This is a genomic window from Actinomadura sp. NPDC023710, assembly GCF_040639875.1.
Lineage (GTDB): Bacteria > Actinomycetota > Actinomycetes > Streptosporangiales > Streptosporangiaceae > Spirillospora > Spirillospora citrea.
Genome location: NZ_JBFAGB010000050.1, coordinates 14,140 through 35,017, shown reverse-complemented (window position 1 = coordinate 35,017; position 20,878 = coordinate 14,140). Strand labels below are relative to the sequence as shown.

The following is a 20,878-nucleotide window of genomic DNA, read 5'->3' as shown; positions in this document are numbered from 1 at the left end:
CGTGCCGCCGGTCTTCGAAGGCACGGGAGCGGTCTTGGAAACGGGTGGCGGGTCAGAGGCCCAGCTGGGCGGCGGCCAGAGCGGTACCCTCCACGCGGGCGGCGATCTTCGCGAAGGCCGTGTCGCGGGACGTGGAGGTGTCGTCGGCGAACGGGGAGAAGCCGCAGTCGTCGCAGGTGCCGAGGCGGTCGACGGGCAGGTGGCGGGCGGCGGCGAGGACGCGGTCGCGGATCTGCTCGGGCGTCTCGACGCGGGGGTCGATGGGGTCGACGACGCCGACGAAGACGCGGGCGTCCGCGGGCAGGTGGTCGGCCACGATGGCCAGGATCCGGTCGGGGTCGGGCTCGCTGGCCAGCTGGAGGTAGAAGGCGCCGGCCTTGAGCTGGAAGAGCTTGGGCAGCAGCCCCGCGTAGTCGACGTCGAGGCTGTGCGTGGAGTCGAGGTCGCCGCCCGGGCAGACGTGCACGCCGATCCGGGCGCGCTCGTCGGCGGAGAAGCGCTCCAGGACCCGGTTGTTGAGCGCGATGAAGGCGTCCAGAACGCCGCCGCTGGGGTCGAGCTTGAGCGACAGGCGCCCCTCGGTGAAGTCGAGCTGCACCACGTGGGCGCCCGCGTCCAGGCAGGAGCGGATGTCGGACTCGGCCTCGTTGACCAGGTCGTCCAGGAACATCTCGCGCGGGTAGCCGTCGATGCCGTCGGCCGGGTACAGCAGGCTCAGCGCCGAGGGCGCGATCACGGCCTGCTTGACCGGCGCGGTCGCGTGGCGCTGGGCGGCCCGCAGGTAGTCCACGGCGTGGCCGGTGTAGCGGAACGGGCCCGCCGTCAGCCGCGGCAGCTGCCGCTGGTGTCCGTCGGCGAACGGGATGACCGCGCCGTCGGGGGCCAGGTCCGCCAGACCCGCGATCGGGTAGGTGGCGAAGCTCGGCTTGGACTGCTCGCCGTCGGTCACCACCGGAGAGCCGAGCTCCTCCAGCCGGCGGAGGGTGTCGCGCACGGCGCGCTCCTGGGCGGCGGACAGCTCGGTCGGCGAGGCGGCGAGCAGTTCCTGGGGACGCGGGATGCTGCCGATGGGCTCAGTGGGGAGGGGCATACACCGAGGTTACGCTACTCAAAGTATCGACAGAAGCGCTGAACGTGACCAGAGGTGGCCGTGGGATTCCGCGGTGGCGTCACGGCGGGGACCGTGGGAGCCCGTGCGCCGGTAGCATTCGCGGGTGGCTGATGGGGGAGTGCCGATCGGGCCGCCGGTTTCGGCGGACATGGATCCCCGGCGGATCCACACCGCGCTGAGCCTGCTGGCGGACCGGCGCTGGCGGACGCTCGGCGAGCTGGTCAGGGAGACGGGAGCGCCGCGGCGTTCGGTGGAGTCGCTGCTGGCCGGGCTCTCGCTGGAGCACGCCGGCGGCGACCGGTTCCGCCTCACCCCGGAGCAGGGCGGCGAGATCGCCGAGTCGCTGCGCACCGGGTACCGTCCGCTCGACCCGGCCGACCCGGTGGGGCACCTGCTGCCCGAGTACGCCGCCGTGGTGGAGCGTGTGGCCGGGCTGATCGAGCGGGCGCCGCGGGCGCGGCACGTCCTGGACCACGTGTCGGCCACGCCGGAGACGGTGGTCCGGCGGGCGCTGCTCCTGGGGGCGCGGTTCTGGCTGCCGGGCACGCGCCTGCTGTGCGTGGGAGACCACGATCTGACCTCGCTGGCCGTCGGGCTGGTCCATCCGGGCGTGCAGACCACCGTCGTGGACGTCGACGAGCGGATCCTGGCCTACATCGACGCGTGCGCCGCCGAACTGGGGGCGGACGTGCGCACCCGCTGGGCGGATCTGAGGTTGGGGCTGCCCCCGTCCGCCGTCGAGTACGCGGATCTGGCGGTGACCGACCCCCCGTACACGCCGGAGGGCGTCGGACTTTTCGTGGCCCGGGCGGTGCAGGGGCTACGTGACCAGGGGCAGGGCCGGGTCCTGCTGGCCTACGGGGCGAGCGACCGCACGCCGATGCTCGCGCTGAAGGTCCAGCAGGCGCTGCAGGAACTGAACCTCGTGAGCGAGGCCGTCTACCCGGACTTCAACGCCTATTTCGGCGCGGAGGCGATCGGTTCGCGCGCCGACCTGTACCTCCTGCGGCCGACCGGAAAGAGCCTGCCGGCCGCCGCCGCCCGCGCCGACCGGTTCGCCACCGCCATCTACACCCAGGGGCCCCAGGCGGTCGAAGCCCGGACCGCGGTGCAGGCGTCGCCCGACGACGTCGCCGATCTGCGCCCGGACGTCCTGGTCGGGGACTGGCCCAAGCAGGTGCTCCCACAGGTGCCGCGCGTGCGGCTGACGACCTGGCTGGCCAAACCGTACGCCGCGCGGGTGCGTCACGCGGCCGTCGCGCTGCCCCCGGGGCTGGAGGGCGCCCTGGTCCGCGTGCTGCTGGCCACGCGCGCCGAGCACGTGCGGGTGTTCCTGGCCGAGCCTCCCGGCGACCTCGTGGACGAGGCCGCGTCACTGGCGGGCCTGTACGAGCTGACCCGGCGCGGCTCGACCGTGGAGGCGGCGCGCACTTCGTCCGACACGGCCGACCAGGCGCAGCGGATCGTGCGCGCCATCATGGACCGGGCGCACGGGAAGGTCGCCAACGTCTGGCGCGACGCCCTGATCGACGCGCACACCGGCCTGACCAAGCGCCAGGCCCGCACGGTCGTGGCCGACGCCGCTCCCTGGGCGCGAGACGTCACTTTGCTGGAACTCCCGCTCCACCGGCTGAGCGACCTGCCCGCCGCCGTGCGCACCTCCCTGAACCTCGCCACGACGGCATCGGGTAGTGAGGACACCCGGTAACAGCCCCTTCAGCAGGGTTCGGGTCGCGGCGGTATGAGCGCCCCCGAGCATCTGGCGGATGCTCAGGGCCAGGACCCGCACGTCGGGGCGTCCGACGAGGGCTTGGCCGGTGCTGCGGGTCGCCGACGACGCCGAGGCGACCCTCCCCGCCGCGAACCGCGCCCCGTACGGGCTGACCTCGGCGGTCTTCGGACGCGATCTGGACCGTACTCTGGCGGTGGCCGGCCGGCTCCGCGCGGGGCAGGTCACCGTCGACCACCGGTAGCCGCATCCGCCGTTCGGCGGAGCGCCGGGCACCGTCAGCGGTCACGGCCGGCTGGGCGGCCGCTTCATGCGCGGAGACCGTCACGGGGATCCCGTCGATCTCCGTCGGCCTGACCCCGTCCTGGCGCTGAGGCAAAGGAGCCGACGATGAACGATCCGGTGGCGACGGCCACGCACTCCGGGGTGCTGGAGGAGGTCGAGCGGCGGGTGCTGTGGCTGTCCACGGCCATCGTGCACCACGCCAACCGCGTCCGGCCCAACCCGTCCGGGCTGAAGGTGGGCGGCCACCAGGCGTCCTCGGCGTCGATCGCGTCCATCATGACGGCGCTGTGGTTCCGCCACCTGGGGCCGCAGGACCGCGTCTCGGTCAAGCCGCACGCCTCCCCCGTCCTGCACGCGATCAACTACCTGCTCGGTGAGCTGGACGAGCGGTACCTGACGACCCTGCGCGAGTTCGGCGGGCTGCAGAGCTACCCGAGCCGGACCAAGGACCCCGACCCCGTCGACTACTCCACCGGATCGGTGGGCATCGGGGCCACCGCGCCGATCTGGGGCGCGGTCGCCCGCCGTTACGTGGAAGGGGCGCCCGCGGGCCGGCAGTACTCCCTGGTCGGCGACGCGGAACTGGACGAGGGTGCCGTCTGGGAGGCGATCCTCGACCCGGGCGTGGCCGAGCTGGGCGAGATCGTGTGGATCGTCGACCTCAACCGGCAGTCCCTCGACCGCGTCGTCCCGTACCTGGCCGCGCACCGGCTGAAGGGCATGTTCGCCGCCGCCGGCTGGCAGGTGCTGACGCTGAAGTACGGCCGGCTGCTCACCGAGCTGTTCGACCGCCCCGGCGGCGAGGACCTGCGCGCCCGCATCGACGCGATGCCCAACCCGGAGTACCAGCGCCTGCTGCGCTGCGACGCCGGCGAACTCCGCGACCGCCTCCCCGGCGGCAGCGAGCCCGTCGCCCGCCTGATCGCGGAACTCGACGACGCCACGCTCCTCGCGGCCCTCCGCAACCTGGGCGGCCACGACCTCGGCACCCTGGCGGAGGCGTTCGACGCCATCGACGACACCCGGCCGACCGTGATCTTCGCGTACACGGTCAAGGGCCGCGGCCTGCCCAGCGAGGGCCACCCGCAGAACCACTCCTCGCTCCTCACCGCCGACCAGATCGCCGAGCTCGCGCCCCGCCTGGGCGCCGACCCGGACGCCCCCTGGGCCCGTTTCGAGGACGGATCGGCGGCCGCCCGCCTGTGCGCCGACACCGCGACGCGGCTGCCCCGGCCCCCCGCCGCGCCGCAGGCACCGCCCCCGGTGCCGGACGACATCGGCCGCACCCCCAAGGGCACCGCCACCACGCAGGCCGCCCTCGGCCGCCTGCTCCTCGACCTCACCCGCGAGGCCCCCGACGCCGCCGCCCGCGTCGTCACCGTGAGCCCGGACGTCAGCTCCAGCACCAACCTCGGCGGCTGGGTGAACAAGGTCGGCGTCTGGTCGACCTCCGAACGCCGCGACTGGTTCGCCGACGACGGCGAGACGATCCTGCACTGGCGGGAAGGCCCCGCGGGCCAGCACATCGAGCTCGGCATCGCCGAGACCAACCTGGTCGGCCTCCTCGGCGAACTCGGCGCCACCTGGAGCCGCTGGAACCGTCCCCTGCTCCCCATCGGCGTCCTGTACGACCCGTTCGTCGGCCGCGCGCTCGAACCCTGGTCTTTCGGCATCTACGCGGGCGGGCAGTCGATCCTGATCGGCACCCCGTCCGGGGTGACGCTGGCCCCCGAGGGCGGCGCCCACCAGTCCATCGTCACCCCGTCGATCGGCGTGGAGCAGCCGGGCTGCGTCGCCTACGAGCCCGCGTTCGTCCTCGACACCGAATGGACGCTGCTCGCGAGCATGGCCCGCCTGGGCCGCCCCGACGGCGGCTCCGCCTACCTGCGCCTGTCGACCCGCCCGGTCGACCAGACCCTCGCCGCGGTCCCGGCCGACCCGGCGTCCCGCGAACGCCGCCGCCGCCAGGTGATCGCCGGTGCCTACCCGCTGCGCCGCTCCGCCCGTCCCGCCGTGACCATCGCGGCGATGGGCGCCCTCGTCCCCGAGGCCCTGGCCGCCGCCGACCGCCTGGAGCAGGCGGGCGTCGGCGCGGACGTGGTCTGCGTGACCAGCCCCGGCCTGCTCTTCCAGGCCCTCCGCTCCCGCCAGGGCCAGGACGACGCCCCGAACTGGATCCTGGACCAGGCGTTCCCCGCCTCACGCGCCACCCCGCTGGTCACCGTCCTGGACGGCCACCCCCACACCCTGGCCTTCCTGGCCGGCGTGAACAACGTCCCCTGCACGACCCTGGGCGTCACCACCTTCGGCCAGTCCGGCTCCATAGAAGACGTGCACCGCCACCACGGCATGGACACGGACTCGATAATCCGCGCGGCCCTGGACCTCCACTCCCCGTGAACCGCGCAGGGGATCGATCAGGAATCGAGAAGTGCCCACCCCTGGTCCTTACGTAGCGTGATCCTCACAAGGCGGAAGCAGGGGGCCGACCGGCTCACCCACGCCGATGTGCCCGCCCGAACCGGTCGCCGGTTCGGGCGGCACCCACCACGCACACAAGGGGACAAGACATGAAGGCGCACGTGAGCTCGATCCTGCTGGGCGTCCGGGACCTGGACCGGGCCAAGCAGTTCTACACCGAGGGGCTCGGCTGGAAGATCCAGAATGACTACGGCATCTCGGTGTTCTTCGAATCGGACGGAGCCTCGCCCGTCGGCTTCTACGGCCGCGAAGGTCTCGCCGACCAGGTGGGCACGAGCCCGGACGGCAGCGGCTTCAGCGGGCTGGTGCTCACCTACGTCGTCCGCAGCGAGGCGCGGGTCGACGAGGTCATGGCGGAGGCCGAGAAGGCCGGCGCCACGATCCTCAAGCCCGCCGGCGCCCTGCCGTGGGGCGGGTACGGCGGCACCTTCGCCGACCCGGACGGCTACATCTGGAGCCTCGGCTACAGCGCCCAGGGAGCCGACCAGCCCTACGCGGAGTGACCACGCGCCGGTCCGGCGTCGCCACCGCGGCGCGACGCCGGACCGTCGCACATCGAACGAGGCCCCGCTCCCGTCCCTTGGCCACGGGCCCCCATCCCATCCGGAGAAGCTCACACTGCGTGTTCTAATGATCACGTCAGGGGCGGCTTTCGGTGGGGCAGGGGATGCACATCTCGGAGGATCCGGACGGTCGGAACACCGTCACGAGACGGGGCGGCCTCACCTGGCGAGTCCTGGCGGGATGGCTGGTGGGGATCACGGCCGCCCTCGCGGTCACCGGCATCGCGCTCGACAGGGAGACCGGCCTGGCCCCGTTCCTGGTCTTCCTGCCCACCTTGATCGCCGGCCGCGGGACCGTCCGGCAGACCGCGGTCGCCTCCGTGTGGACGGTCCTGGTCATCGCCGGCTCGCTGATCCGCAGCCCCCTCCCCACCCTTGCGGCCAACACGAGCGTGATCGCTTTCGCCCTCGTGCTCGACGGCCTGAGCGTCATCCAGGCGGTCCGGCGCGTCCGCCAGGAAAGGGAGATCAGCCGGCTCCGTTCCGCGGCCGCCGCCCTGCAGCGCCAGATCCTGCGCCCGTTCCCCCTCGAAACCGACGAACTGGTCGTCCACGGCCTGTACGAGCCGGTCGAGGAGGACAGCATGGTCGGTGGCGACGTCTACGAGGCCCTGCCGACACCGTTCGGCAGCCGCGTCCTCATCGCCGACGTCCAGGGCAAGGGCCTGCCCGCCATCAGCGCCGCCTTCGCGGTACTCAACTCGTTCCGTGAAGCGGCCCTGGCCGAGCTCACTCTCAGCGCCGTCGTCGAGGCCCTGGAGAACTCGGTGCGGCGGCACAACTCCTTCGCCGCCCAAGCAGGCGAGGAACAACGCTTCGTCACGGCGCTCATCCTCGACATCGGCTCGGGAACAAAGGCCCAGGCCATCAACTGCGGCCACATTCCGCCCTACCTGCTGACCGAGCAAGAAGCCGGCCAGGTCCCCCTGGGAGAGGCATCCCTACCACTCGGCCTGGCCTCCCTCAGCCCCGAGCCACGGACCGTCGCGGCCTTCAACTTCCCAGGCGATTCCACACTCCTCCTGTGCACCGACGGCGTCACCGAAACCCGGAACCCGTCCGGCGCCTTCTTCCCACTGACAGAGCGCCTGGCCGCCTGGAAGCACCTGCCTCCCGAGGAGATCGCACCGACCGTCCATGATGAGCTGAAGGACTACGCAAAAGGCAGGCTGGCGGACGACAGGGCACTCCTCGTAATCCACAGAAGCCCCACCAAGCCCCCTCTCCAACCACCGCCCGGATCGCGCCGAACATCCCACCAGGCCCGGGCGTAGAAAGAGCCGCCGCAACACATCGCCGGACAGTTCTCATTCCGGATTTCCAGCCGAGCTGCCTCGTCCTGGAGCGTCCTCGCCCGCGCTCTGCTTCGGCATTGCGGTGCGCGGCACGACGCCGTCCTTCGGGCAGCGCGTCGTAGGTGGCGGGGCTGTCGTCCGGGCGGCGAGGGTCATCGCCACCGCGACGTTCGTCCTATCCAGTCCTACTTGTTATTAAAAGTACCTACATGTCCCATATCTCGCGGCAGTCTGACAGACAGGGCATTGCCGATCGCCGCCGACCAGCGACGGTCCAATGAGAGCGACCGCCAGAAAGAGCGGTCAACAAAGAAAATTCGGAGGACCCAGCGTGGTTACCAAACGACGCGTGACCGTCGGGCTGCTCATCTTTGCGCTGATGGCATTGCTCGCAAGCCTCTACAGTCGCGGGATCGCCGACAACGGGCCGCTGACTTACGCCGAGGTCTGCGCGAAGGAAGAGAAGAAGCTGGCGGACCTGCCCGGCACCGAGGCCCTGACGCGGGCCCTGGAATCCCGACGGACGTCGGAAGACGTCTACGCCGTCATCTGGGTCGACGTCCATCTTCTCCAGGCGCCCGGCTGCCCCGGCAGTACCGAAGCCGATCCCCAGTCCCTGGCGATCGACAAGTACATGCTGGTCGACGCGATCGACAAGGGCGGGCCGGCAGTGCTGAGCAAGACCATCTACCGGCCGGTCGCTTCGGAACTCGCGGCCCTGGTCCACATCTCCGGTACGAAGGACACCGCGTGGGCCAGGTTCGACCGGCTGATGAAAAAGGTCGACGGGGATCTCGCGAAGACCGGCATCGGCGGGAACGGCCCGCTGAGCGACACCTCGGTATCCGGCTACCTGTTCGTCGGAGGCCACGGGTACGGTCACTGGCGCTGACCGGCACCTCGCGGGTCGATCCTCGCCGATGAACTCCTCCCGGCGTCACTGACGGCGCCGGGACGCCAGCCGAGGGCGGGACGGATCACAACGATCCGCCCCGCCCTTCCTCGTCGTGCGAGCCCCTCTTCCGCGACAGGCATGGGGCATGCGCGGCGAAGGCCTCATTGGAATCGCGACACAAAGTCTGCGAGGAAGTAGATGGAAGGGATGGGACGGCTGGAACTCGCCGACGGTGCTCCTGAAGATCTACGCCAAGGTCATCACCGGTCACGGCCACATGTGGAAGGCACGCACAGACGACGCCCTAGGCAGTTAGGTGCTGGAACACAAATGGAACACGCGCCACGGCATACGGCGTTCGGCGGTGGCATCTGAAGTCACATGGCCCAGGAACGAAAAGAGCCGGTTTCCGCAACTCAAGCGCAGGAACCCGCTGGTCGTCTGAGGTGCCCCCTGCAGGATCCGAACACGCGCACACGGCTCCGGAGGGCGCTGACCTCCTACCCGCTTTGCGGCTCCTGACCTGCTCCAATCCTCCTACTCCCAGACTCACCTACCGTCGTCGTTCCGGGTACGTTCCGGATCTTGATCAGCCCGCTGGCCGTCCGTCTCGGTGGGGCATGCCATCCTTCCGACCTTGAGTGCGCGGGCGCGCTCGCCTGTGTTCTCCGATCGGATTCGCTCGGCCAGGCAGTCTCGATGGGAGATGACCGTGTGGCTTCCTGGGCCGTCGTTGCTCCGAACTTCCAGGGCAACGCCGTCGCCTCCCCGACTCAACGTGGCCTGCTCGCCGCAGAAGTCGCACGGCCAGGCGAAGCTCTCCACATCCGCGGCCCGTATGCTGAGCCGGATATAAGCGGGCGGGTGCCACCGGCGGACTTGCTGAACGACTGCGTTGATCTCTGTGCCGACCGGAGGATAGAGGCTCAGCAACTCCTCGTGACTGCTCACCGTTCGGCTGAACTGCTCAATCATGTCGATCGACGCACCGAGATCTTCGTGCCCGATCACTTTCACTATCACGCCCCAGGGGTGATGGCTGATGACTTTGGCTCGCACTCGCTGACCAGGTATGAGAGCGAGACTGGCGGTCTCGAAGCGGTCCACGGTCGACATCATCTCAACGCACGGGGCTTCGTCGGCCTGGCCGTCCACCAGCCGTCACTGACGCGATGACCTGTCCGGCGGGTGCATTCGCGCGTGGACGAGCTCCACGTGACGGCTCAACTCGGGGGTGCCGGCTACCCAGGTCGCCGAGTGGGCCGGTCACAGCGTGGAGGTCCTGCAGCGGATCTACGCGCACTGCCTCGATGGCGAGGACGGTCTCTGGTTCGAACGGATGGATGCGGCGCTACGCCGCTAGCCTGAGCCCCGGTTCCGCACCGGGGCTCTTTCCTTGGGGGTGACCTGGGCAGATGGCCTTGACCGCGTTCCGCGTATGTTCCGGGAACCGCGACAATCAGCGGCTTTCGCTGGCACTTGGCTGCATATGCAACAAACCCCGGCGACAGGCTAAGTGCCTGGTCAACCGGGGTTCTCGCTGGTCGTCTGAGGTGCCCCCTGCAGGATTCGAACCTGCGCACACGGCTCCGGAGGCCGTTGCTCTATCCCCTGAGCTAAGGGGGCGCGACGCGGTATGAGGTTACCAGGGTTGGCGGGGTGACGCGCACGGGGAGGTTTGCCGTGCGTTCGGGGGGTGGAGTGGGCTAACTTCGAGGCCGTGACCGAGCCACTGGGACGCGTGCTGGTCGTCGATGATGACGAGGTGATCCGCCAGCTCATCGCCGTGAACCTGCAACTGGAGGGGTTCGAGGTGTCGACCGCGGTGGACGGTCAGGACTGCCTGGACAAGGTGGTGGAGGCCGGGCCGGACGTGATCACGTTGGACGTGATGATGCCCCGGCTGGACGGGTGGGTCACCGCGGTGCGGCTGCGGGAGGACCCGAGGACCGCGCACATCAAGGTCGTGATGATCACGGCACGGGCGCAGGAGCACGATGTGCGGCGGGGGTACGAGATCGGTGTCGACGCGTATGTGACGAAGCCGTTCGACCCCAATCAGCTGATCCAGACGGTGCGGAAACTGGCCGCGGGGTCCAGATAGTGGTCGGCTAGTCTCACCAGGGTGACTCCAGGGGATGCTCTCGTGCGCGCGGTACGGGACGCCGTGGACGCGGGGGAGATCGATGTCGCCGTTCCCGAGCAGGTCGTGGTGTTCGGGCGGGGCGGCGGGGTCTTCGAGAGTCCGGTGGCGCTGAGGCTCGGCGTCGATCCGTGGGTGATCGCGCGGCGGGTCGGGGGGAGTGTCTCCGGGCCCGGGTTCGTCAGGGTCATGGTGGGGCCCGAGCTGGTGGAGGTCATTCGGCGTGATCCTGGTTACGGGGTCGCGCGGGTGCCGCCGGGCGGGTGGAGCGAGTGGCCCCGGACGTTCGAGAATCCGGGGTTCTCGGTGCGTTATGCCTACGCGCGGGCCTGTTGGGTGGGGCGCTGGGCGCGGGAACTCGGGGTCGGGGCCGGGCCGTTCGAGGGTGGTGCGGAGGAGCTCTTGGGGGCGTTGGGGGACGTTCCCGGACGGGCCGCGCAGGCGGAGCGGGAACGCGACGCCAGGCCCCTGATGTTGTGCTTGGAGAGCGTGGCCGGGGCGTACCACGAGGTGCACGAGCGCTGTCCCGCGCTGCCCGTGGGCGATGAGGAGCCTCGGGCGGCGCATGCGGGACGGGTCGGCTTGGCGGAGGCCGTCAAGGTCGTCCTCGGCAACGGGCTGAACATGATCGGTGAGACCCCTAGAGAGCGGATATGAGTCGAGTACACCCTGCTGGGCCGCGGCATGCCGACGTCCTGCCGGAGGATCATCCGGTCGGGCCGGCGGAGGACCTGAACGCCCTCGAGTCTTCTGTGTGGCCGCGGAACTCCAAGCGGGAGGAGGGCGTCCTCACCGTCGGGGGAGTGGACGTCAGGGACCTGGCGAAGGAGTACGGGACGCCCCTCTACGTCTATGACGAGGAGGACGTCCGGAGCCGCGCCAGGGAGTACGTGGCGGCGTTCCACGACGGGGACGTCCACTATGCGGGCAAGGCGTTCCTGTGCACGGCCGTCGCGCGGTGGCTGAAGGAGGAGGGGCTCGGCCTCGACGTGTGCAGCGGGGGCGAGCTGGCCGTGGCGCTCGCGGCAGGGTTTCCTACCGAGCGCATCACGTTGCACGGGAGCAACAAGGCGCCCTGGGAGCTGAAGAGGGCCCTGGAGGTGGGGGTCGGACGGATCGTTCTCGATTCGTTCGAGGAGATTGCCCGGGTGGGGTACCTCGCCCAGGAGATGGGTGTCCGGCCCAAGGTGATGGTGCGCGTCACCACGGGTGTTGAGGCGCACACCCACGAGTTCATCGCCACTGCGCACGACGACCAGAAGTTCGGGTTCTCCAGGAATTCCGGGGCCGCCCTGGAGGCGGTCAGGCGGGTCCTGGAACTGGAGCGGCTCGAACTGGTGGGGCTGCACAGCCACATCGGGTCGCAGATCTTCGAGGTGGACGGGTTCGAGGTGGCCGCGCACCGGCTGGCCGAGCTGCTGGTGGCCATCCGGGACGAGCACGGGATCGAGCTTCCGGAGCTGGACCTGGGCGGCGGCTACGGCATCGCGTACGTGCCGGGCGAGGAGCCGCACGATCCGAAGTCGATCGCGGACGGGCTGCGCGGCATCGTGGCGCGCGAGTGCCGGGCGTACGGGCTGTCGATGCCGCGGCTGACCGTGGAGCCGGGACGGGCGATCATCGGCCCGGGCGGCGTCACGCTGTACGAGGTCGGGACGGTCAAGGACGTCGAGGGCCTGCGCACGTACGTGTCGGTGGACGGCGGCATGTCCGACAACCTGCGCACGGCCCTGTACGGCGCCGAGTACACCGGGGCGCTGGCGAGCAGGTCGTCCGACGCCGCCCCCATGCTCAGTAGGCTTGTCGGCAAGCACTGCGAGAGCGGCGACATCGTGGTGCGGGACCTGTGGTTCCCCGAAGATCTTGCGGCGGGGGATCTGGTGGCGGTGGCGGCGACCGGTGCGTACTGTCGGTCGATGGCCAGCAACTACAACCATGTCCCGAAGCCCGCCGTGGTGGCGGTGAGGGAGGGCAGGTCGCGCGTGATCGTCCGGCGGGAGAGCGCGGAGGACCTGCTGCGGCTCGATGCGGAGGTCGAAGCGTGAAACCCGGACTGCGCGTGGCGCTGCTCGGTTGCGGCGTGGTCGGGACGGAGGTCGTCCGGCTGCTGAACGAGCAGGCGGACGATCTGGCCGCGCGCGTCGGGGTCCCCCTGGAGCTGGCCGGGATCGCCGTGCGCAGGCCGGATCGGGTGCGCGCGGGCATCGACCCGGGGCTGCTGACCACGGACGCGCAGACGCTGGTGACCAGGGACGACGTCGACCTCGTCATCGAGGTGATCGGCGGCATCGAGCCGGCCAGGACGCTGATGCTGGAGGCGATGAAGACCGGCAAGTCGGTCATCACCGCGAACAAGGCGCTGCTGGCCGAGGACGGGGCGACGCTGTTCGCGGCGGCGCGGGAGTACGGCGCCGACCTGTACTACGAGGCGTCGGTGGCGGGGGCGATCCCGCTGCTGCGGCCGCTGCGGGAGTCCCTGGTCGGCGACCACGTGCACCGGGTGCTCGGCATCGTGAACGGGACCACGAACTACATCCTCGACCAGATGGACACGCACGGCGCCGGTTTCAACGAGGCGCTGGAGGAGGCGCAGGCGCTCGGCTACGCCGAGGCCGATCCGACGGCCGACGTGGAGGGTTTCGACGCGGCGGCCAAGGCGGCGATCCTGGCGCAGCTCGCCTTCCACACGCCGGTGACGGCCGCGGACGTCCACCGCGAGGGCATCACCGAGGTGAGCGCCGCCGATGTGGCGGGCGCCCAGGGCATGGACTGCGTCGTCAAGCTTCTGGCCATCTGCGAGCGCATCCCCTCACAGGACGGCCGGAACGGCCGCGGGGTGTCGGTCCGCGTGTATCCGGCGATGATTCCCAGGTCGCACCCGCTGGCGAGCGTCCGCGAGGCCTACAACGCGGTGTTCGTCGAGGCGGAGTCGGCGGGCTCGCTGATGTTCTACGGCGCGGGGGCCGGCGGCGCTCCGACGGCGTCGGCGATCCTCGGCGACCTCGTCGCGGTCGCCCGCAACGTGGTCGGCGGTACGCCCGGCCCGGTGGAGGTCACGTACGCGAAGCTGCCGGTGCTGCCGATGGGCGAGACCGTCACCCGCTACTACATCGAGGTGGACGTGACGGACGAGGCCGGCGTGCTCGCCACGGTCGCCGAGGAGTTCGCCAGGCACGGGGTGTCGATCCAGGCCGTCCGGCAGGTGGGCTCGGGCGAGGAGGCGCAGCTCGTCGTCGTGACGCACCGGGCGCCGGACGCCGCGCTGTCGGCGACGGTGGCGGGCCTGCGCGAGCTGGAGATCGTCCGCGGCGTGACGAGCGTCATGCGCGTCGAGGGAGACGAGTGAGGCGGGGCCGGTCCCGGTAGACTCCGGGCGAACATCGCAGGTCAGCCGAGGAGACCGAGTGAACGCGAACGCCCGCGCGTGGCGCGGCATTATCGAGGAGTACCGCGACCGGCTTCCGGTGACGGACGCGACGCCCGTCGTCACCCTGCTGGAGGGCGGTACCCCCCTGGTGCCCGCCCAGCGGCTCTCCCAGTTGACCCGTTGCGAGGTGTTCCTCAAGGTCGAGGGCGCCAACCCGACCGGGTCGTTCAAGGACCGCGGCATGACGATGGCGATCAGCAAGGCCGCCGAGGACGGCGCCAAGGCCGTCATCTGCGCCTCGACCGGCAACACCTCCGCGTCCGCCGCCGCCTACGCGGTGCGGGCCGGGATGACCTGCGCGGTCCTGGTGCCCAACGGCAAGATCGCGATGGGCAAGCTGGCGCAGGCGCTGGTGCACGGCGCCCGGCTCCTCCAGGTGGACGGCAACTTCGACGACTGCCTCGAACTGGCGCGCAAGCTGTCGGTCGACTACCCGGTGGCGCTCGTCAACTCGGTCAACAAGTACCGGCTGCAGGGCCAGAAGACGGCCGCGTTCGAGATCGTGGACACGCTCGGCGACGCGCCCGACGTCCACTGCCTGCCCGTCGGCAACGCCGGAAACATCTCCGCGTACTGGATGGGCTACAAGGAGTACGCCAAGGACGGCGCCGCCTCGCGCACCCCGCGCATGCTGGGCTTCCAGGCGAGCGGCGCGGCGCCGTTCGTGAAGGGCGAGCCCGTCCTGAAGCCGCAGACCATCGCCACCGCGATCCGCATCGGCAACCCCGCCTCGTGGGACCTCGCGGTCGCCGCGCGTGACGAGTCCGGCGGCGCGATCGACTCGGTCACCGACCGGCAGATCCTCGCCGCCTACCGGCTCCTCGCCCGGGAGGAGGGCGTCTTCGTGGAGCCCGCCTCCGCGGCGAGCGTCGCCGGCCTGCTGCAGGTGAGCGAGCGTGGCGGGCTCGCGGCCGGATCCAGGGTCGTCTGCACCGTGACGGGCAACGGCCTCAAGGACCCCGACTGGGCCATCTCCGGGGCGCCCGCGCCGACGACCATCAAGGTCGACGCGCACTCCGCCGCGTCCGAGCTCGGCCTCACCTGAGGTGGGCTGGCAGGACGGCCCGGTGCTGGTGCGGACGCCCGCCACCAGCGCCAACCTGGGCCCGGGGTTCGACTCGCTCGGCCTCGCGCTGGACCTGTACGACGACGTCGAGGTCGAGGCGACCGGGGCGGGTCTGTCCATCGAGGTGGACGGCGAGGGCGCCGAGGTCGCCGACCGCGCCGAGCGGCACCTGATCGTGCGGGTGTTGCGGCGGACCTTCGACGTGCTGGACGACCTGGCCGGAACCGGTCCCGCCCGCCCGGACGGGCTCCGGCTGCGCTGCCGCAACCGCATCCCGCACAGCCGCGGCCTCGGCTCCTCGTCGGCCGCGATCGTCGCCGGGATCGTCGCGGGCCGCGCGCTGCACCCCGCCGGGAAGCTCCTCGACGACGCCGGGGCGCTGCGCCTCGCGACGGAGATCGAGGGGCACCCCGACAACGTGGCGCCGTGCCTCGCCGGCGGCCTGACCGTCGCCTGGACGACGCCTGGCGGCCCCCGGTCGGTGCGGCTGGAGTCGCAGGTCAGGCAGGTTGTCGCCTTCGTTCCCGAGCAGCGGCTCGCGACGGAGCGGGCCCGCGGCCTGCTGCCCGAGACCGTCCCGCACGGGGACGCCGCCGCCAACGCGGGACGCGCCGCGCTGCTCGTCGCGGCCCTCACCGGCGGCCTGGACGCCGGCATCCTGCTCGACGCGACCGAGGACCGGCTCCACCAGGACTACCGCGCCCCCGCCATGCCCGAATCGGCGGCACTCGTCGCGCGGCTGCGGGACGCGGGCGTGCCGGCGGTGATTTCCGGCGCGGGGCCCACTGTCCTGGCCTTCACAACCGCATCGCAGGTTGATTCGATGGACGGCGAAGTGGGTAAAGGCTGGCACGAACACCCGTTGGACGTCGCGACCCGCGGCGCACGCGTGATGACCGGAGAATCCGAGTAACCGGGACTGACGGCGGCGCCGGGGGCGGGGGACGCGCGTCGCTCCGGCCGGTGCAGGTCCGGCAGGATCTCGCTAGGTAAAATGCGAAGACACCGACCTCTGGGGAATAGCAGTGTGCCCTGGTGATGTTAGGCTGATTGCCGCACCAGATGCCCCGTTCGGGGCAGCGTGCTCGTCAGCCGCGCGTCACCTTTTCGGCCCTCCGGTCGTGTCGGTCCCGCGTACCAGGCTCCCCGACACCGTGACTTCCCGTTGTCAGGCATTCCAGCGAAACTTCGGACGTGGCGGTACCGGGGACACGCACGAGCGGAACGTCCCGTCCACCATCTGGCTGTGCCCAGAACACGCAGATCCCGGTTCCATCGTGATCAGCGGAGCCCGATCCGGCGCCCCCGCCGGGCCGCACCACCGGGTCGACTGGCCGAACGCCGGCCAACGCCCGCGCCCTGGGAAGGACCCTTAGTGAGCGAATCCAGCGAACTCCTTACGGACGCAACCAGCACGGAACCCGCCGCCGCTCCGGCCGGCGCGGAGCCCGCCGCCCCCCGGCGCCGCCGCGGCACCGGCCTGTCGGCCATGGTGCTCCCCGAGCTCAAGGCACTCGCGTCCAGCCTCGGCATCACCGGCACGACCGGGATGCGCAAGAGCCAGCTCATCGCCGCCATTCAGGAGAAGCAGGGCGGCCAGGGGCAGGGCTCGGCGGGGGGCGAGCAGGGAGCCGCTGCCCCGGTGACGGCCGAGCGGCCGCGCCGCGGCCGCGCCGCGGCCAAGCGCGAGGTGCCCGACGAGCAGGTCACCATCGCCGACGCCGCGCCCGTGGCCGCGCCCGCGTCCGAGAACGCGGCCGCGCCCGAGGCGCAGTCCGGCACGGCCGAGAAGGCCGTCCAGGGCGACAAGCAGGAGAAGGCCGACCGGCAGGGCGGTCGGCAGCGGGGCGAGAAGCAGGAGCGGGGAGCTTCCGAGGGACGCGGCGACCGGCAGAGCCGGGACCAGGGGCGCGAGCAGGGTCGCGAGCAGAACGCCGAGGACGGCGAGTCGCAGGGCGGCCGGGACGGCAACCGCGACGGCCGCGAGGGCCGGGAAGGCGGCGGCCGCCAGCGGCAGCGCGGCAGCCGGGAGCGCGGCGAGGGCCGCGACCGGGGCGAGCGGGGCGACCGTGGTGAGCGTGGCGACAGGGGCGACAGGGGCGACCGCGGCGACCGTGGTGAGCGCGGTGAGCGTGGCGACCGTGGTGACCGCGGTGACCAGGGCGGCGGACGCCAGCGCGGTCAGGGCGGCGGCGGCGGTCAGGGCGGCGGCGGCCAGCACGACGATGACGACGGCGGCGGCCGGGGCCGTCGCGGGCGCCGGTTCCGGGAGCGCAACCGCGGCCGTGGCCGCGAGCGCTACGAGGAGCCGGTGGTCACCGAGGACGACGTCCTCATCCCCGTCGCGGGCATCCTCGACATCCTCGACAACTACGCCTTCGTCCGGACGACCGGCTACCTGCCCGGCCCGAACGACGTGTACGTCTCGCTGGCGCAGGTCCGCAAGAACGGGCTGCGCAAGGGCGACGTCATCACCGGCGCCGTCCGGCAGGCGCGCGAGGGCGAGCGGCGCGAGAAGTTCAACGCGCTGGTCCGCCTCGACACCGTCAACGGGGTGGAGCCCGACCAGGCCAAGGGCCGCGTCGACTTCAGCAAGCTGACCCCGCTGTACCCGCAGGAGCGGCTGCGCCTGGAGTCCGACGCGGGCATCCTGACGACCCGGATCATCGACCTGGTGTCGCCGATCGGCAAGGGCCAGCGCGGCCTGATCGTGTCGCCGCCGAAGGCCGGCAAGACGATGGTGCTCCAGGCGATCGCCAACGCGATCACCAAGAACAACCCGGAGTGCCACCTGATGGTCGTCCTCGTGGACGAGCGCCCGGAAGAGGTCACCGACATGCAGCGGACGGTGAAGGGCGAGGTCATCCACTCGACCTTCGACCGTCCCGCCGAGGACCACACCACGGTCGCGGAGCTGGCCATCGAGCGCGCCAAGCGGCTCGTGGAGCTCGGCCACGACGTCGTGGTGCTGCTCGACTCGATCACCCGTCTGGGCCGGGCCTACAACCTGGCGGCGCCCGCGTCCGGCCGCATCCTGTCCGGCGGTGTCGACTCGACCGCGCTGTACCCGCCGAAGCGGTTCTTCGGCGCGGCGCGCAACATCGAGAACGGCGGCTCGCTGACGATCCTCGCCACCGCGCTGGTGGAGACCGGGTCCCGCATGGACGAGGTCATCTTCGAGGAGTTCAAGGGCACCGGCAACATGGAGCTGAAGCTCAACCGGTCGCTCGCGGACAAGCGGATCTTCCCGGCGGTGGACGTCGACCAGTCCTCCACCCGCAAGGAGGAGATCCTCATGGCTCCGGAGGAGCTGCGGGTCGTCTGGCAGCTGCGCCGGGTGCTGCACGCGCTCGACACGCAGCAGGCGCTGGAGCTCCTCATCGAGAAGATGAAGGAGACCAAGTCCAACGCCGAGTTCCTGCTCCAGGTGCAGAAGACGACCGTCTCCGACGATCGCTGAGACGCGCCGCGCACGCCCCCGTCCGGTCCTCCGGGCGGGGGCGTCGCCGTCCCGCGGGCGGGCCGCGCGGCAGGGGGAGGGTGGGGTTAGCCCCACCTCTGACCGGGCGGCGGACGTCATGGCGGCCCCGCCCCGCACCCGGCACGCTTGACACGTAGGACGGAAGGGCCAACGCAGGTCGGAGCGGCACGGAGGGACGACGTGGGCGAGCTGAGCAGGGACGGCGGCGCGGTGGGCGGCGCCGCCGTCCAGTGGGCCGCGGCGCGGTGGGCGACGGCGACACGGGCCGGTGGCGGGTCGTCCGTCATGAACCGGTCCTGGCATCCGCTCGCGATGGTGAAGTCCTCGCTGACCTGGCGTTCGGCGGTGTATCTGGGCGTCAGCCTGGCCTGGGGGCTCGGCTGGTTCGTCGTCCTCGCCGTCGGGCTGACCCTGTCGGTCGCACTGCTGATCATCTGGGTGGGCCTCCCGCTGCTGGCGCTGCTGATGCTCGCCTGGCGGTTCGGCGCGGTGCTGGAGCGGCGGTTCGTCCTGGCGGCGTTCGGCGTCCGGATCCCGAGCCCCTACCGGCGCGTGCCGGAGGGCCGCAACCCGCTGGCCAAGCTCAAGGCGATGGCGGGGGACCCGGCCACCTGGAAGGACCTGGCCTACCTGGCCGTGCTGTTCCCGATCACGCTGGTGGAGTTCGTCGTGTCGGTGACGGCGTGGGCCGGGACGGGCACGCTGCTGTTCCTCCCGGCGATCGTGGCGGCGGGCGGCGGCGCCGAGATCAACTTCGGGGTCTCGTACTGGGCGGGCAACCCCGTCGAGGCGCTGCCGATGTCGCTCCTCGGCCTGGTGCTCCTCCTCCCGGCGATGTACGTGACGCGCGCGCTGGCGATGGGGCACGCCGCGTTCGCCGCGCTGATGCTGGGCCCGAGCCCGTCGCAGGCCGAGAACGCCGCGCTGCGCGAGCGGACCGAGCACCTGCGGGCCAGCCGCGCCCGCGGGGTGGACGCGGCCGAGTTCGAGCGGCGCCGCATCGAGCGGGACCTGCACGACGGGGCGCAGCAGCGGTTGCTGGCCGTGGCGATGGACATCGGCCGCGCCCGCGCCAAGCTGGACGAGGACCCCGAGGGCGCGCGGGCGCTGATCGAGCAGGCCCACGCGGGCACCCGGGAGGCGATCTCCGAGCTGCGCGACCTCGCCCGCGGGATCTACCCGGCGATCCTCACCGACCGCGGTCTGGACCCGGCGCTGTCCGGGCTGGCCGGGCGCGCCCCCGTCCCCGTCGAGGTGGAGGTCGACCTGCCGGAGCGCCCGCCGGCGGCGGTCGAGAGCATCGCCTACTTCATCGTCGCCGAGTCGCTGGCCAACATCGCCAAGTACGCCCGCGCGACCCGCGCGTCCGTCCGCGTGGTCCGCGAGGACCGCTGGGTGGTCGTCGAAGTGATCGACAACGGGATGGGCGGCGCGGTCGCGCGGCCGGAGGGCGGCCTGGCCGGGCTGGCCGACCGGGCGGCGACGATCGACGGCCTGCTGATCGTGGACAGCCCGGCCGGCGGCCCCACGATCGTCCGGGCGGATCTGCCCTGCACGTGGTGATCGCGGCACGCGGCGCCGCGCCGAGCCCGATAATGGGCGGATGCGGGTAGTGATCGCCGAGGACTCGGTGCTGTTGCGGGAAGGGCTCGTCCGGCTGCTCGCCGACGCCGGGATCGAGACGGTGGCGACCGTGGGCGACGGCCCGGGGCTGCCCGGGATCGTCGAGGAGCACGCCCCCGACCTCGCCATCGTGGACGTCCGGATGCCGCCCTCGTTCACCGACGAGGGGCTGCGCGCGGCCCTCGCCGTCCGGGAGCGCCGCCCGGGCACGCCGATCCTCGTCCTGTCCCAGTACGTGGAGGAGCGCTACGCCACGGACCTCATCGGCGGCGGCGCCCAGGGCGTCGGCTACCTGCTGAAGGAGCGGGTGTCGGACGTCGAGGAGTTCATCGACGCGGTGCGCCGCATCGCCGCCGGCGGGACGGTCATCGACCCCGAGGTGATCGGGCAGCTCCTCGGCCGGCGCCGCACCGGCGACCCGCTGGAGACGCTGACCCCGCGCGAGCGCGAGGTGCTCGGGCTGATGGCGCAGGGACGCTCGAACGGCGCCATCGCCGCGGACCTGGTCGTCACCGAGGGCGCCGTGGAGAAGCACATCTCCAACATCTTCATGAAGCTGGGCCTGCAGCCGGCGCAGGGCGGGCACCGCCGCGTCATGGCGGTGCTGGCCTACCTGGGGCTGAGCTAGCCGTGTCTTCCCAGGGAGGCGACCCCCTGGAACCCCCGTCACGAGCCGGGCGGTCCTCACGCCACGGCTGAGGTCTTCGTGCCCGAGCGGCCCGGTGACGTATCGCTGCTGTCGCCCTGGCTCGGCGGGTCGTGCGGCCTCCAGGCGCCAG

General features: G+C 71.7%; 17 protein-coding genes and 1 tRNA gene. 15 read left to right on the top strand and 3 right to left on the bottom strand.

Annotated features, from left to right (window positions below; genetic code table 11):
- Positions 1-52: 52 nt before the first annotated feature.
- Positions 53-1,090, bottom strand: a complete 1,038-nt coding sequence (locus AB0H37_RS38990; protein ID WP_360617650.1) for a cobalamin-independent methionine synthase II family protein — start codon at positions 1,088-1,090, stop codon at positions 53-55.
- 124 nt (positions 1,091-1,214) lie between these two features.
- On the opposite strand from AB0H37_RS38990, the gene AB0H37_RS38985 reads away from it, so the two are divergent.
- From AB0H37_RS38985 to AB0H37_RS38960, 6 genes are all read left to right on the top strand, one after another.
- Complete coding sequence (locus AB0H37_RS38985) at positions 1,215-2,819, top strand: bis-aminopropyl spermidine synthase family protein (RefSeq protein WP_360617649.1); 1,605 nt, start codon at positions 1,215-1,217, stop codon at positions 2,817-2,819.
- A 58-nt stretch (positions 2,820-2,877) separates the two neighbouring features.
- Positions 2,878-3,084, top strand: a complete 207-nt coding sequence (locus AB0H37_RS38980; RefSeq protein ID WP_360617647.1) for an aldehyde dehydrogenase family protein — start codon at positions 2,878-2,880, stop codon at positions 3,082-3,084.
- Between the two features lie 146 nt (positions 3,085-3,230).
- On the top strand, positions 3,231-5,525 hold the full coding sequence (locus tag AB0H37_RS38975) for a pyruvate dehydrogenase (RefSeq protein ID WP_360617645.1): 2,295 nt from the start codon (positions 3,231-3,233) through the stop codon (positions 5,523-5,525).
- Between the two features lie 170 nt (positions 5,526-5,695).
- Positions 5,696-6,109 carry a VOC family protein gene (locus AB0H37_RS38970; RefSeq protein ID WP_329086140.1) on the top strand — a complete coding sequence of 138 codons (414 nt, stop codon included), beginning with the start codon at positions 5,696-5,698 and terminating at the stop codon, positions 6,107-6,109.
- Between the two features lie 164 nt (positions 6,110-6,273).
- Complete coding sequence (locus AB0H37_RS38965) at positions 6,274-7,443, top strand: PP2C family protein-serine/threonine phosphatase (RefSeq protein ID WP_360617644.1); 1,170 nt, start codon at positions 6,274-6,276, stop codon at positions 7,441-7,443.
- A 370-nt stretch (positions 7,444-7,813) separates the two neighbouring features.
- A complete protein-coding gene (locus AB0H37_RS38960; protein ID WP_360617642.1) occupies positions 7,814-8,356 on the top strand; it encodes a hypothetical protein in 543 nt (180 codons plus the stop codon).
- A gap of 552 nt (positions 8,357-8,908) precedes the next feature.
- Here the strand turns inward: AB0H37_RS38960 and AB0H37_RS38955 are convergent.
- Positions 8,909-9,466 carry a hypothetical protein gene (locus AB0H37_RS38955; protein ID WP_360617640.1) on the bottom strand — a complete coding sequence of 186 codons (558 nt, stop codon included), beginning with the start codon at positions 9,464-9,466 and terminating at the stop codon, positions 8,909-8,911.
- Positions 9,467-9,913: 447 nt separating this feature from the next.
- A tRNA-Arg gene (locus tag AB0H37_RS38950) sits at positions 9,914-9,985 on the bottom strand.
- Positions 9,986-10,100: 115 nt separating this feature from the next.
- On the opposite strand from AB0H37_RS38950, the gene AB0H37_RS38945 reads away from it, so the two are divergent.
- From AB0H37_RS38945 to AB0H37_RS38905, 9 genes are all read left to right on the top strand, one after another.
- The gene (locus tag AB0H37_RS38945) at positions 10,101-10,463 is read left to right on the top strand and encodes a response regulator (protein ID WP_360617673.1); all 363 of its coding nucleotides are present in this window, start codon (positions 10,101-10,103) and stop codon (positions 10,461-10,463) included.
- 42 nt (positions 10,464-10,505) lie between these two features.
- Positions 10,506-11,159: a DALR anticodon-binding domain-containing protein gene (locus AB0H37_RS38940; protein WP_360617639.1), complete on the top strand. Its 654-nt coding sequence runs from the start codon at positions 10,506-10,508 to the stop codon at positions 11,157-11,159.
- Positions 11,156-12,547, top strand: a complete 1,392-nt coding sequence (gene lysA / locus AB0H37_RS38935) for a diaminopimelate decarboxylase (RefSeq protein ID WP_360617637.1) — start codon at positions 11,156-11,158, stop codon at positions 12,545-12,547. The genes AB0H37_RS38940 and lysA overlap by 4 nt, the downstream gene beginning before the upstream one ends.
- Positions 12,544-13,848, top strand: coding sequence for a homoserine dehydrogenase (locus AB0H37_RS38930; protein ID WP_179837282.1), 1,305 nt, complete (start codon positions 12,544-12,546; stop codon positions 13,846-13,848). Before lysA ends, AB0H37_RS38930 begins: the two co-directional genes overlap by 4 nt.
- Positions 13,849-13,906: 58 nt before the next feature.
- Complete coding sequence (gene thrC / locus AB0H37_RS38925; protein WP_179837281.1) at positions 13,907-14,974, top strand: threonine synthase; 1,068 nt, start codon at positions 13,907-13,909, stop codon at positions 14,972-14,974.
- A gap of 1 nt (position 14,975) precedes the next feature.
- Positions 14,976-15,908 (top strand): homoserine kinase, encoded by a 933-nt coding sequence (gene thrB / locus AB0H37_RS38920; RefSeq protein WP_360617636.1) that lies wholly within the window; start codon positions 14,976-14,978, stop codon positions 15,906-15,908.
- Positions 15,909-16,370: 462 nt separating this feature from the next.
- On the top strand, positions 16,371-18,455 hold the full coding sequence (gene rho, locus AB0H37_RS38915; RefSeq protein ID WP_360617634.1) for a transcription termination factor Rho: 2,085 nt from the start codon (positions 16,371-16,373) through the stop codon (positions 18,453-18,455).
- Between the two features lie 201 nt (positions 18,456-18,656).
- Positions 18,657-20,039, top strand: coding sequence for a sensor domain-containing protein (locus tag AB0H37_RS38910; RefSeq protein WP_329086162.1), 1,383 nt, complete (start codon positions 18,657-18,659; stop codon positions 20,037-20,039).
- Positions 20,040-20,079: 40 nt separating this feature from the next.
- Positions 20,080-20,727, top strand: a complete 648-nt coding sequence (locus tag AB0H37_RS38905) for a response regulator transcription factor (RefSeq protein ID WP_329086164.1) — start codon at positions 20,080-20,082, stop codon at positions 20,725-20,727.
- Positions 20,728-20,878 lie beyond the last annotated feature (151 nt).

Bases quoted from the DNA above. Each gene is read 5' to 3' on its own strand.
- AB0H37_RS38905 (WP_329086164.1), top strand. From the start codon at position 20,080: ATGCGGGTAGTGATCGCCGAGGACTCGGTGCTGTTGCGGGAAGGGCTC.
- AB0H37_RS38965 (WP_360617644.1), top strand. From the start codon at position 6,274: ATGCACATCTCGGAGGATCCGGACGGTCGGAACACCGTCACGAGACGG.
- AB0H37_RS38980 (WP_360617647.1), top strand. From the start codon at position 2,878: ATGCTCAGGGCCAGGACCCGCACGTCGGGGCGTCCGACGAGGGCTTGG.
- lysA (WP_360617637.1), top strand. From the start codon at position 11,156: ATGAGTCGAGTACACCCTGCTGGGCCGCGGCATGCCGACGTCCTGCCG.
- AB0H37_RS38990 (WP_360617650.1), bottom strand. From the start codon at position 1,090: ATGCCCCTCCCCACTGAGCCCATCGGCAGCATCCCGCGTCCCCAGGAA.
- AB0H37_RS38975 (WP_360617645.1), top strand. From the start codon at position 3,231: ATGAACGATCCGGTGGCGACGGCCACGCACTCCGGGGTGCTGGAGGAG.
- AB0H37_RS38970 (WP_329086140.1), top strand. From the start codon at position 5,696: ATGAAGGCGCACGTGAGCTCGATCCTGCTGGGCGTCCGGGACCTGGAC.